Origin of the sequence: Lachnoclostridium sp. An169 (assembly GCF_002160525.1) — a bacterium.
Classification (GTDB): Bacteria; Bacillota; Clostridia; order Lachnospirales; family Lachnospiraceae; genus Mediterraneibacter; species Mediterraneibacter cottocaccae.
This window is the reverse complement of sequence record NZ_NFKT01000011.1, coordinates 118,439-130,138: the sequence shown is the minus strand read 5'-3', so window position 1 is coordinate 130,138 and position 11,700 is coordinate 118,439. Positions and strand designations below refer to the sequence as shown.

The window sequence follows — 11,700 nt, the reverse complement described above, 5'->3', positions numbered from 1 at the left end:
TAAACATGTTTTCCAAAGAATTACAGGAACTGGATCGGAACACAGTACAGTATATGATCGATGAAATGCAGGCGGAGATTGATGAGCAGGAGAAGCAGTTGAAGGAGAAGGATGAGGTGATCTCCAATCAGAGCGCAGCGATCTCACAGAAGGATTCTAAAATATCTGACCAGAACGCGACCATCTCCTCGCTCACCTCTGAACTCGAAGCTCTGCGCCAACAGTTGGCGGCACTGCAGAAATAACACACTGCTATACGCTATCCGAAAAGTCATATTCTGTCGAAAACCTGTGCCGGAAAGCACGGATTTCTGCAGAATATGACTCGATACACGTCTGACAGTTTCTGCCGAATACCAAGTTATGGCAGCACAGGATTATCTTGCCATCACCGAACAGACGCTCGAAGTGATTGCCGAGCTGACCGGTTTTGCCGACGGGGCGCATTTAAGCCGGGTATTCAAGGAAGGAACCGGGATGGCGCCGTCTCAGTTCCGGCGTCACTCCCATCCAACAGATTTCCCATACTCCGCAGACTGATCAGCAGTGTCGATGTATTGTGCAAAAGGGCTGACGCAGTCGGCAGGATCACCCCTGCAACTCCCAGGGCAATCAGCCCTGCATTAATACCTACAATCTCCCGGTAGTTTCTGTGGATCCGCTTCATCATCTCATTGGCAAGACGCTTTAATGTCGCAATCTCCCTGAGATCATCCGCGGCAATCGTAATGTCCGCGATCTCCCGGGCAATCTCTGCCCCGTCGCTGATGGCGACTCCCGCATCTGCGGCGGAAAGGGCGGGTGAATCATTGATCCCGTCGCCGATCATGATCACCTTATGTCCTGCTGCCTTCTCCCGCTCCACAAATCCCGCCTTGTCTTCCGGCAGGACCTCGGCGTAATACTCATCCACACCGACACTCTGCGCCACGGACGCAGCGGTTCTCGCACTGTCCCCGGTCATCATAACCACTTTGGAGATTCCCTCCCTTTTCAGCGCCTGTACCATGTCGCGGGCCTCTTCCCGAAGAGGATCCTCCACACAGATCACCGCAGTAAGTTCCTTTTCTATTGCCAGGTATAAGTGGGAATACTCCGGCGGAAGGGCGTCAAATCTCTCCCGATACTCCGGGCGTACCCTGCATTCTTCATCTTCAAAGACGAAATGGCTGCTTCCGATTACAACTTTCTTATCTTCAATATAGGACGAAATGCCGTGGGCCACCACATACTCCACTTTGGAATGCATTTCCTCGTGATAGAGTTTTCTCTTTTTTGCAGCATCCACCACCGCTTTTGCCATGGAATGCGGGAAATGCTCCTCCAGGCATGCGGCGATGCGGAGTGCTTCATCTTCCGGGTAATCCCCGAACACAATCACTTTCTTCACCGTCGGCTTTGCTTTTGTGAGGGTTCCCGTCTTGTCGAACACAATGGTATCTGCTTCCGCCACGGCTTCCAGATATTTTCCGCCTTTCACCGTAATGCCGCAGGTACCCGCCTCACGGATGGCTGACAGCACGGAGATGGGCATGGCAAGTTTCAGCGCACAGGAGAAATCCACCATAAGTACAGACAGCGCCTTTGTGACATTTCTCGTCAGCAGCCAGACAAGACCGGTTCCTGCAAGTGTGTAGGGAACCAGGCGGTCTGCAAGGTGCTCCGCCCTGCTCTCCAGAGCAGATTTCAGTTTCTCAGAGTCCTCGATCATAGTGACGATCTTCTCGAACCGGGTGGACCCGGACACTGCCTTTACAAGGATCTCCAGTTCTCCCTCTTCCACAACCGTACCGGCGTACACCGACTGCCCCGGCACTCTCCTTACAGGAAGGGATTCTCCGGTCAGAGAAGCCTGATTTACCATGCCTTCCCCGCCAGATACTTCGCCGTCAAAAGGTATCACATTCCCCATATGGACGACCACCGTATCTCCCGGCTCCACATCCGAAGCGTTGACAAGTACTTCCTGTTCCTCCCGTTTCAGCCATACCTTCTTAATGTTCAGAGACATGCTCCGCGCAAGGTCGCCCACGGACTTCTTATGCGTCCACTCCTCCAGGATCTCACCGACGCCCAGAAGAAACATGACGGATCCCGCCGTGTCAAAATCTCTGCGCAGTACCGAGACCGCAATCGCGGTTGCATCCAGTACAGGCACTTCAATTTTCCCTCTTAACAGGCAGCGGATCCCCTGCCAGATATAGTGTACTGCTTTTACCACGGTGAGCACCGCTCTCACAGGCGAGGGCAGAAAAATTCTGATTCCGTAATGTACAACCGCCTTTGTGATCAGCTTTTCTTTATAGACTGAGGTGAGTTCGCGCCCGGAAGTCTCAAACACGGTTTCCGGGACATCCACGTTCTCATAGCGGAATTTCTTCAGCAGTTCTGTCACCTCTTCCCGGTTCCCGGTATAACAGATAACGGCATCTGCGGTGCGCTCATATACTTTCACATCTGTTACATTTTTCTGATTTCCCAGGTACCAGGAAAGCGTATCCGCCTCCGCATAAGTCATCCTCTTCTGGACGATGTGAATACGGAGACGGCCTTTTATCTCATGTCTGATTATAAATTTCATATGCCGGCTTACGCTTCTTTCCCCGCGTTCTCATCCGCACCGTTTTCCTCTGACGCATCTTCCTCCACAGCCGCAGCTTCCTCTTCTGCCCTTCTCTCATTGATCTGCTGCGCCTCTGCCAGGATATCTTCCGCATTCTCCTGCATGGTGGTCGCCGTCGTCATCACACAGTCCTTTGCCCTTAAGACAGCCGCCGTGCAGTTAGTATACACCTTCTTGGCATCCTTGCTGGAGAGAATCTTGATCCCCGCCGTACCAAAAAGCACACCCCCTGCAAAAAGTCCGATCTTTTTCACTAATGACATATTTAACATAATTTAAAACCTCCTACTACATTTCTCAGCTAATTTTTTCTCTGATTTTCTGTTTTTTCACCCACGCCGGTTTCCAGGCTGTACTGCCCTATGTTGCCACAAAGGCCCGTAGTGGAACGCCGGTGCTAAGGCTGCGTCCTTTGCAGCCTTAGCACCGCTGCGTTCCACTCCCGAGCGGGAGCGTGGCCGCCGTGGCAATATGGGGGCAGTACAGCCGAACGCCCGGCGTGGATGCAAAAAATCAAAATCACCTACTTGTGCTTATAGCCTGTATAGAATAACATAAGGAAACAGAACACTGCTGCCCAGGCCCAGAACTTATGCTGTTTCATCCGCACATCACTTCCCTTTTATAATATGTAATTAATTTCCTGCCGTCACATCATAGCAACCTGTTTTCAAGGTAGTCAATTCTAACAGGCTTTAGTGATAAATCTTCTCGTTTTATGCAGAAAAATGGTAATATTTTTTGATTTTTCCCGCCGCCCTTCTTATTTTTCGACTCCGGCAGAAGCTTTCAAAAAATATTACCACTTCATCTTACTCTTTTGCCTGAACCTGGATCTTCGCCACCTTCTGGTCTTTCAGATATCCGCACCGTTTTAAGCCTTCCCGGACTACGGTGTTCCATTTTCCCGGCGACAGATGATAGGTCGTGTCGTCGTCCAGTTCGATCACGCACCCGCACTCCGGCGGACACTCTTCGGAACACTCGACCTTATACATATTCTTCCGGCTGATCGCCCCGATCTCCTCCAGGGCGTTGATCATCCGGTAGACTGTGGCGACGCCGATCTTCTCATCGGCCTTTGACGCCTTATAGAAGATCTCCTTACAGCTCGAGCAGTCGTTCTCAAGAATAATATCAATCAACATAAGGCGCTGTTTCGTAATGCGGCATCCGTTTTCCTTCAGCTTCCCGATGATCTGTTCTTTCTTACTCACGGCAACCTCCTGTTTCATCCGTCTAACTTATCCCTGTAACATGATATCCGATTTTTTCTACTGCATTTTTCAGAACATCATCCCCAACTTCCCTGTCATAGGAAATTCTTGCGATGCCGCGGGAAAGGCTGACCTCCGCCCGGACTCCGTCGATCCGGTTCAGGACCTCGGTTACGTTCATTACGCAGTGCTCGCAGCTCATTCCCGATATTGTCATGGTCTTTCTGCCGATCACCCTGCCCTCCAGCTTCTTTTTCTTCATCTTCTTACTGCCGGGACAGCTTCCTCCTGCCGGACAGCCGATGCACTTTACCCCGCTTTTCTTTGATTTTACGATATATGCAACAGCTCCTCCGACCAGCGCCGCCAGAATAATAACTGCAATCACATTTTCCATAGATATCACCCTTCCTGCCTTTCATCAAAAGGTGGACAAAGTACGAAAATACCCTGCCCACCCCTGATTATTATAAGTCACTCTTATGCAGTATGCAAACTGTATTCTGATGCAAATTCTTTATCCGACTTGCGGATTCTCCAGATAATGATCAGCGCGAATACCGCGACTGCGATCAGTCCCGGAACAAATGCGGTTCCAAGAGATCCTGTCGTAATCAGAGTACCGATCTGGTATACAAGGAATGCTACTGTGTAGCCGGTTGCAAGCTGCAGGCAGATTCCGCCGAACAGCCATTTTCCGCTCTTCATCTCCGAGTTCATGGCGCCCAGGGCTGCGAAACACGGCGGAGTGTAGAGGTTGAACATCAGATAAGCGAGAGCCGCCACCTTTGTCAGTCCCATAATTGTCGCCACTTCGCTTCCGCTTCCTACCAGCGCCAGTTCATCCGTATCAATCAGGTTTGTAACACCGTAAACAACCGCCAGCGTACCAACCACGTTCTCTTTTGCGATAAATCCTGTGATTGCTGCCGCCGCAAGCTGCCACACTCCGAATCCGAGCGGGATGAACAGAATGGCAAACGGATGAGCGATACCTGCAAGGATAGATGTATTCTCCGCACCTTCCTCCACAAGCTGGAACTGCCAGTTGAATGTCTGCATGATCTGTACCACAGTGTTGCACACCAGGATAATCGTTCCGGCTTTGATGATGTATGCTTTTCCGCGCTCAAGCATGGAGACGCATGCTCTCTTTAAGCTCGGGATCTTATATTCCGGAAGTTCGATGATGAAGAAGGATTTCCGGTATTTCTGTCCTGTGATTCTCTTTACAAGCAGTGCTCCGAGAAGAACCAGAAGGATACCAACCAGATACATGGTAGCAGATACCCACCACGCATCCGCGAAGAAAGCTCCTGCAAACAGGGCGATAACCGGGATCTTCGCTCCGCATGGCATGAACGGCGTAAGCATTGCCGTTGTCCTGCGTTCCCTCTCGTTTCGGATCGTCCGGCACGCCATGACGCCCGGGATCGCGCATCCGGTACCGATTACCATGGGGATCACGGATTTTCCGGAAAGTCCGACTCTCTTGAAGATGGGGTCAAGCACGACTGTCGCACGTGCCATATATCCGCAGTCCTCCAGGAGGGCGATCAGGAAATACATTACCATAACAAGCGGGAGGAATCCCACAACCGCGCCGACGCCGCCGATGATACCATCAACAAGGAGCGCATACAGAAGCGGGTTGGCATTCTCCATCAGTCCGCCGACCCAGCCCTGGAAGGTCTCGATCCAGGCCACGAGCCAGTCTGCAATCCATGTTCCCACCGTTGTCTGGGATATGTAGAACACAAGGAAGATCACAACCACGAAAATCGGGATGCCGATAATCTTATGTGTGATAATGCTGTCCACCTTGTCCTGGAAGTTCTTGTCTTTTGTGAAGACTTTTCTCTGCTCCACCTGTTTGACGATGCCGTTGACAAATTCGAAACGTTTTCTGTCGGCAGCCTCCACCGCATTTTTGTCTGTCAGGTCAATATCCGCCTGCACATACGGTGCTTTCTGTCCTTTTCCCCTCAGGGAAGCGGCGGCAGCCACAACTTCTTTGAGTCCTTCATGTCCGGAAGAAGTGGAAACCGTCTTGATCACCGGGCAGCCAAGTTTCTCGGAGAGAAGCTTCTCGTTGATCTTCGTCTGCTTCTTATCTGTCACATCGCTCTTGTTCAGGGCCACAACGACAGGGACTCCAAGCTCCAGAAGCTGTGTGGTAAAAAACAGGCTCCGGCTTAAGTTCGTGGCGTCCACGATATTGATGATGGCGTCCGGATGCTCATTTTTCACATAGCTGCTTGTGATACTCTCCTCTGAAGTGAATGGGGACATGGAATATGCACCCGGCAAATCCACTGCAACCAGTTCCTCCGCCCCGCTGTAATAAGCCTTTTTGATCAGGCTTTCCTTTCGCTCTACCGTAACACCGGCCCAGTTACCAACACGCTCGTTTCTGCCTGTCAGCGCATTGTACATGGTTGTCTTTCCGCTGTTCGGATTTCCTGCAAAAGCAATTCTCATTTGCAAATCTCCTCCTTTTAATGCGATTAGAATAGACTAACTCTTTTATAAAAAAAATAGCAAATAAATTTACTATTTTTTTACCATATAAAACAACAGATATATAACAGAAACCGCATCTGTCATACCGAAATAGCCTTCGCCAGATCCGTATCTATGTTATATCTTCCATCCTTGATGGAGACAACGCATCCTCCTCTTACACGGGAAACAACTGTGATCGGCTCGCCGCTGTAACAGCCCAGGGAAAACAGAAAAGCTTCCAGTTCCTCATCGTCTGTGACGATATCTTTTACAATATATTCTTTGCCTTCTTCAGCATCCAGTAAATTCATAACCTGACTGACCCTCTCATTCTGCATTATTCTATTTTACTTCTCCCGAAATTATTCCGCAGAGATCGTTTCTTCTAACATGTGATAGTGTAAACTAACTTGTAAATTTTGTCAATCCTTTTTGAGAAATTTCTTACTTTTTCCTGAAGCAATAAACGTTTGCCGTTATGAGGCGATTATGTTATACTTAAAGATAAATATTTTGAAAATTTAGATCGAGGTGGATGTATATGCACGTAAATGAATCTGCAGAAAATTATCTGGAAACTATCCTTATGCTCAGCAAAACGCATCCTGTCGTCCGTTCCGTAGATATCGCAACGGAACTTAACTTTAAAAAGTCAAGCGTCAGCGTTGCCATGAAGAAATTAAGAGAAAACAATCATATCGTGGTATCCCCGGAAGGATACATCACTCTGACAGAGTCGGGAAAAGAGATCGCAGACCGGATCTACGAGCGCCACACTCTGCTCTCCTCCTGGCTGGAGCGGTTGGGCGTGGATCCGAAAGTTGCTGTTGAGGATGCCTGCCGGATCGAACATGTGATCAGTGCGGAGAGTTTCGAAGCAATTAAAAGGCATATCAGATAAGACCGGAAGATCTTTGACACCTTCTGCCGGATGCCCAAGAAAAAGTCCCGGGAAGATTCTGGCATAGCAGAATTTTCCCGGGACTTTTTTTGCCGCGTCCGCTTTTATTGCCGTATCGTATCCAGAACCCCTCTCAGTTCCTCCGCCGAAGCTTTCAGCTTCTCCTTCTCCTCACCGGCAAGGCTGATCTCAAGCACCTGCTCTGCACCGCCCCTGCCGATCACGGAAGGAATACTCAGGCAGAGTCCGCTTAAACCATACTCTCCGCTTAAGGAAACCGAAACCGGAGCCACCGTATGGCTGTCCCGCACGACAGCCTCAGCGATCTTCGCCGCCGCCATGCCGATCCCGTAATAAGTAGCGCCCTTTCGCTCGATAATCTCATAAGCGCTGTCCCGGACCGCATGGTAGATCTCGTCCTTTTCTTTCTCAAAGCTTTTGTATCCCCTGATCTTCGCAAAATCTTCCAGGGGGATTCCGTAGATATTGGCGCAGCTCCACACTGCCAGCTCGCTGTCTCCGTGCTCTCCCGCTATAAATGCGTGGACATTGCGGCTGTCCACGTTGAGCTTCTCACTGAGCAGATACTTCAGCCGCGCCGTATCCAGAACCGTGCCGGAGCCGATGACGCGCTCCTTCGGGAAGCCGGATTCCTTAAGCGCCACCTGAGTCAGAATATCCACCGGATTCGACACGATAAGGAGGATTCCCTCGCAGTTCACCCGTTTGATCTCCGATATAATGGACCGCATGATCCTGGCATTCTTCTGCACAAGGTCAAGCCTCGTCTCCCCCGGCTTCTGGTTCGCCCCCGCCGTAATGATGATCACCGCAGCGTCCGCGATATCGTCGTAGCTTCCCGCACGGATATCCATGGCATGCGCAAAAGGAAGGCCATGACTGATGTCCATAGCCTCCCCTTCTGCTTTCGCGTGGTTCTCATCCAGAAGGACCATCTCGGAAAATGTCCCCTTCTGCATGAGAGTATAGGCAATCGTGGAACCCACGAAGCCGCACCCGATCACTGCTGTTTTCTGTATATTTACCATAGTCTTTCCCTCCCGGTTTATTTCCTACTATTTTACTAGGATTTATTTTCACCCTTATTGTATAGTAATTTCCGGGAATGTCAAGAACATATCAGGTAATTTTTTCCAGAACTTTTATTTCGCGTACTGGGATTTCTCGTACAGGAATCTCTCCGGCAGCTTGATGTTGAAACCGCTCTCCAGTTTCTTGAAGTCTTCCGGCTCGATAGTCTGTCTCTTCTCCGGTACCATGGAGAGCACCTTAATCAGGATCTCCGCAGACTTCTCGATGGTGTGCATCAGACCGAATGTAAGGTCAAAGTCCTCGCCGGAGCAGAACATACCGTGGTGAGCCCAGATAACCGCATTGTACTTCTCCATCAGTTTGCTTGTGGCAACGGCGATGTCGCGTCCGCCCGGAACCATCCATCCGATCACGCCGACACCTTCCGGGAATACAACCGGACACTCGGTAGCCATCTCCCAGAGCTCTCTTGTAAAGATCTCATCCTCAAGAGGAAGGACGAAAGTCAGGGCAATGGTATTCGTTGTATGTGCATGATAGATAACTCTGTGCTTGCCGCCTGTCAGTTTCTTCTTCACCTCATGGTTCATCAGATGGGTCGGAAGCTCGCTAGTCGGGTTGCCTCCCTCTACAAGTCCCCAGCGGATCCGGTAGCGCTCTCCTGTCTCATCCACTTCGATAATCGCAAGACATGCCTCCGGGTCAACGATAATGTTACGGAAATATTTTCCCGTTCCTGTTACAAGGAAATACTCTCCTGCCAGTCCCGGAACGCTTGTGCCGATCTGCTGCCACGGTGTATCTGTATACAGACGGTTTTTGATCGCGTCAACCTCGCCTTTTTTCAGTCTGTAGGAAAGGTTTCCGCCGTTTCTCTCGTGCCATCCCTGCTGATAGCCGTCATCTGCCATCTTGATAAAATCCTGAACAAATTTTGAATCCAATACTTTCATCTCATTTACCTCCTGTTTCAAAACAAACCCCAACATTTATCAGCGTTTCAAATTTTGTTTTTTGTTGTTTTTCTCAGATAAATGTGTTGTTTCTTGTTGTTTTTATTCTATCACATTATACGATAAATGCAATATCTTTTTCTGAATTTGCATGGTGTTTTTTGATTTTTTGTCGATTCTGGCAGTATTTGCGCCCCTGGAAATCTGTTTTTATGTAAACATTGCTTTTCTTCTTTTTCCGCTTTATACTTAATAGAAGAAATCACACCGAAAGGAGGGAAACGGATGATCCATGCGGCAATTGTGGAAGATGAAAAAGAACATATGGAACTGCTCCAAAGCTATCTGAACCGGTATGCATCGGAACATTCTGTCCGCTTCCGGACCGACGGATATGCAGACGGCATTGATATCGTCTCGGACTATAAGGGCGGGTATGACGTGATTTTCCTCGACATTCAGATGAAACACATGGATGGCATGACTGCTGCGGAAAGGATCCGTCATCTGGATGAAGATGTGGCGATCATCTTCATCACATCCACGGTACAGTTTGCCGTGCAGGGGTATCTCGTGGATGCTCTCGGATATGTTCTCAAGCCGGTTCCCTATCTGGCCTTCGAGCAGCTAATGAACAAGGCGGTAAAGAAAATACGCGCGCGGAAGGAAAAGAACCACATCACTCTTGATACGGAATGTGGAATGCTCAGGCTCGCCACCGACCAGATCTGCTGCCTCGAAAGTCAGAAACACGCGGTTATTGTACACTGTGAAAAGGAGACGTACAGAACTGCCGGACCCCTGAAGCGTTTTGACGAGGAGCTCTCCGGTCAGGGGTTTTCCAGATGCCACAACGCTTACCTGGTCAATTTGAGCCATGTAAACGCCATGACGCCCTCTTCCGTCCGCCTCTCAGACGGGGAGGAACTCCCGGTGAGCAGGGCGCGTAAAAAAGCATTTATGGATGCGCTCACTGATTATATAGGAGGAATTCAGCGATGAATATTACCGATTTTATGGACACTCCCCGGATCTGCACCGCCATTGCCGAATGGGGCGCCTGCGCGGTCTACATTCTGATTCTCCGGCGGAAGCAGACCGGTATGAAACTCTGTGCCGCCCTGGCCTGTATGCTCGGATACTTCCTTATCTATCACCGGATCGCCGGAATGCTCCCGATCGTTCTGTGGATTCCCGGTATGGCGGGCGCCATTGCCGGCATGTGGATCTTCATCCGTTTTCTCTGCCGCGTCTCATGGCTGGATGCGGGCTACTGCTGCACCCGTGCTTTCGTGCTGGCGGAACTGGCAGCCTCCCTCCAGTGGCAGATCTATGTGTGGATCGCCATGCGCCCCGGTTCTTCCCGGGAAGGCTCTGCCGGTTTCTTTGAAAGCCCCCTGTCCGTCGTGCTCCTCGCCGTCACCATGGCAGTCATCTACGGACTGCTCTTCTCCTTCTGCTACTTCTATGAACGGCAGTATATACCGGTAGATGAACAGATGAATGTCAGCGGCAAAGAACTTCTCGGCGGCGCAATGATCGCCCTGGGCGCATTTATTATCAGCAACCTGAGCTTTGTGTTTCCCGACACTCCTTTCTCCAGCGCCTCCACCTCCATTCTGTACGTGCGCACGCTGGCGGATTTCGGAGGGCTTGTCATGCTTATCGCCCAGTCGGAAAAACGGGAGGAGCTTCGGATGCGCGGGGAGAACCAACTCATGAACGTACTCCTTCAGCGCCAGTACGACCAGTACCGTCTCTCCATCGACAATGTGGAGCTGCTCCGGAGAGAATTCCATGATATCAAGCACTACATGCTTGCCATCCGCGAGGAGGAAAACCCGGAGATAAAGAACCGTTACCTCTCCGAGATGGAGAACGCCATCTCAGAGCAGGAATCGCTGATCACCACCGGCAACCGTGTCCTGGACGTATTTCTTACCAATAAAAGCAACTACTGCATGCAGAACCACATCACATTCACCTGCATGGCAGACGGAAGCCTGATCTCTTTCATGCACGTCAAGGATATCTGTTCCCTGTTCGGCAATGCCCTGGACAATGCCATCGAATGTGTGTCCCAGTTCCCGGACCCGGAGAAGCGGCTGATCTCTCTGTCCATGTTCCGGCGGAGCCAGTTTGTCATGATCCAGTTCGAAAACTACTCCGAGACTCCTCTTGAACTGGACAGCGGGAACCTTCCCAGGACAACCAAGGCAGACAAACAGTATCACGGCTACGGCCTGAAAAGCATAAAGGCTGCAGCCCAGAAATACGGCGGTTCCATGACGCTGCAGGCAAAGGATCACTGGTTCACCCTTCAGGTACTCATCCCGGTGGAAGAAGAGCGGCGGGAAAACATGGAGTAAGCGAATATTAGTGTTCACATCGGGAAAAATATGTTATACTTGTAAGGCAGGCCGGCCCGTGCCGGCAGCGGTATCCGCC

At 50.4% G+C, this 11,700-nt stretch carries 12 protein-coding genes and 1 pseudogene; 5 read left to right on the top strand and 8 right to left on the bottom strand.

The window, feature by feature from the left end; genetic code table 11:
* Both B5F07_RS22625 and B5F07_RS23700 read left to right on the top strand, forming a co-directional pair.
* Window positions 1–245 (top strand): annotated as a pseudogene (locus B5F07_RS22625) (PD-(D/E)XK nuclease family transposase); the annotation flags it as partial.
* 118 nt (window positions 246–363) lie between these two features.
* Entirely contained in the window at window positions 364–540 is a 177-nt protein-coding gene (locus B5F07_RS23700) for a helix-turn-helix domain-containing protein (protein ID WP_087161097.1), read from the top strand.
* Here the strand turns inward: B5F07_RS23700 and B5F07_RS09815 are convergent.
* The 6 genes from B5F07_RS09815 to B5F07_RS09790 form a co-directional block, all read right to left on the bottom strand.
* Window positions 461–2,581, bottom strand: a complete 2,121-nt coding sequence (locus B5F07_RS09815) for a heavy metal translocating P-type ATPase (protein WP_087161096.1) — start codon at window positions 2,579–2,581, stop codon at window positions 461–463. The two genes, B5F07_RS23700 and B5F07_RS09815, sit on opposite strands and share 80 nt — an antisense overlap.
* An 8-nt stretch (window positions 2,582–2,589) precedes the next feature.
* The gene (locus B5F07_RS09810; RefSeq protein WP_087161095.1) at window positions 2,590–2,895 is read right to left on the bottom strand and encodes a DUF6110 family protein; all 306 of its coding nucleotides are present in this window, start codon (window positions 2,893–2,895) and stop codon (window positions 2,590–2,592) included.
* A gap of 540 nt (window positions 2,896–3,435) precedes the next feature.
* The gene (locus B5F07_RS09805; protein WP_242972492.1) at window positions 3,436–3,840 is read right to left on the bottom strand and encodes a Fur family transcriptional regulator; all 405 of its coding nucleotides are present in this window, start codon (window positions 3,838–3,840) and stop codon (window positions 3,436–3,438) included.
* Window positions 3,841–3,862: 22 nt separating this feature from the next.
* The gene (locus B5F07_RS09800) at window positions 3,863–4,237 is read right to left on the bottom strand and encodes a heavy-metal-associated domain-containing protein (RefSeq protein ID WP_087161093.1); all 375 of its coding nucleotides are present in this window, start codon (window positions 4,235–4,237) and stop codon (window positions 3,863–3,865) included.
* An 83-nt stretch (window positions 4,238–4,320) separates the two neighbouring features.
* The gene (gene feoB, locus B5F07_RS09795; protein ID WP_087161092.1) at window positions 4,321–6,321 is read right to left on the bottom strand and encodes a ferrous iron transport protein B; all 2,001 of its coding nucleotides are present in this window, start codon (window positions 6,319–6,321) and stop codon (window positions 4,321–4,323) included.
* Window positions 6,322–6,443: 122 nt separating this feature from the next.
* A complete protein-coding gene (locus B5F07_RS09790; RefSeq protein ID WP_087161111.1) occupies window positions 6,444–6,656 on the bottom strand; it encodes a FeoA family protein in 213 nt (70 codons plus the stop codon).
* Window positions 6,657–6,886: 230 nt separating this feature from the next.
* On the opposite strand from B5F07_RS09790, the gene B5F07_RS09785 reads away from it, so the two are divergent.
* Window positions 6,887–7,246, top strand: a complete 360-nt coding sequence (locus B5F07_RS09785) for a metal-dependent transcriptional regulator (RefSeq protein ID WP_087161091.1) — start codon at window positions 6,887–6,889, stop codon at window positions 7,244–7,246.
* 104 nt (window positions 7,247–7,350) lie between these two features.
* On the opposite strand, the gene B5F07_RS09780 is transcribed toward B5F07_RS09785, so the two are convergent.
* Together B5F07_RS09780 and rhaD are read right to left on the bottom strand one after the other, a co-directional pair.
* Complete coding sequence (locus B5F07_RS09780) at window positions 7,351–8,295, bottom strand: L-lactate dehydrogenase (RefSeq protein ID WP_087161090.1); 945 nt, start codon at window positions 8,293–8,295, stop codon at window positions 7,351–7,353.
* Between the two features lie 114 nt (window positions 8,296–8,409).
* Window positions 8,410–9,252 (bottom strand): rhamnulose-1-phosphate aldolase, encoded by an 843-nt coding sequence (rhaD, locus tag B5F07_RS09775; RefSeq protein ID WP_087161089.1) that lies wholly within the window; start codon window positions 9,250–9,252, stop codon window positions 8,410–8,412.
* 285 nt (window positions 9,253–9,537) lie between these two features.
* Here rhaD and B5F07_RS09770 point away from each other — a divergent pair, with 285 nt between their 5' ends.
* Together B5F07_RS09770 and B5F07_RS09765 are read left to right on the top strand one after the other, a co-directional pair.
* Complete coding sequence (locus B5F07_RS09770; protein ID WP_087161088.1) at window positions 9,538–10,254, top strand: LytR/AlgR family response regulator transcription factor; 717 nt, start codon at window positions 9,538–9,540, stop codon at window positions 10,252–10,254.
* Window positions 10,251–11,621 (top strand): GHKL domain-containing protein, encoded by a 1,371-nt coding sequence (locus tag B5F07_RS09765; RefSeq protein ID WP_087161087.1) that lies wholly within the window; start codon window positions 10,251–10,253, stop codon window positions 11,619–11,621. The genes B5F07_RS09770 and B5F07_RS09765 overlap by 4 nt, the downstream gene beginning before the upstream one ends.
* The last annotated feature ends 79 nt before the right edge of the window (window positions 11,622–11,700 follow it).

Bases quoted from the DNA above. Each gene is read 5' to 3' on its own strand.
- B5F07_RS23700 (WP_087161097.1), top strand. From the start codon at position 364: ATGGCAGCACAGGATTATCTTGCCATCACCGAACAGACGCTCGAAGTG.
- B5F07_RS09815 (WP_087161096.1), bottom strand. From the start codon at position 2,581: ATGAAATTTATAATCAGACATGAGATAAAAGGCCGTCTCCGTATTCAC.
- B5F07_RS09810 (WP_087161095.1), bottom strand. From the start codon at position 2,895: ATGTTAAATATGTCATTAGTGAAAAAGATCGGACTTTTTGCAGGGGGT.
- B5F07_RS09800 (WP_087161093.1), bottom strand. From the start codon at position 4,237: ATGGAAAATGTGATTGCAGTTATTATTCTGGCGGCGCTGGTCGGAGGA.
- feoB (WP_087161092.1), bottom strand. From the start codon at position 6,321: ATGAGAATTGCTTTTGCAGGAAATCCGAACAGCGGAAAGACAACCATG.
- B5F07_RS09790 (WP_087161111.1), bottom strand. From the start codon at position 6,656: ATGAATTTACTGGATGCTGAAGAAGGCAAAGAATATATTGTAAAAGAT.
- B5F07_RS09785 (WP_087161091.1), top strand. From the start codon at position 6,887: ATGCACGTAAATGAATCTGCAGAAAATTATCTGGAAACTATCCTTATG.
- B5F07_RS09780 (WP_087161090.1), bottom strand. From the start codon at position 8,295: ATGGTAAATATACAGAAAACAGCAGTGATCGGGTGCGGCTTCGTGGGT.
- rhaD (WP_087161089.1), bottom strand. From the start codon at position 9,252: ATGAAAGTATTGGATTCAAAATTTGTTCAGGATTTTATCAAGATGGCA.
- B5F07_RS09770 (WP_087161088.1), top strand. From the start codon at position 9,538: ATGATCCATGCGGCAATTGTGGAAGATGAAAAAGAACATATGGAACTG.
- B5F07_RS09765 (WP_087161087.1), top strand. From the start codon at position 10,251: ATGAATATTACCGATTTTATGGACACTCCCCGGATCTGCACCGCCATT.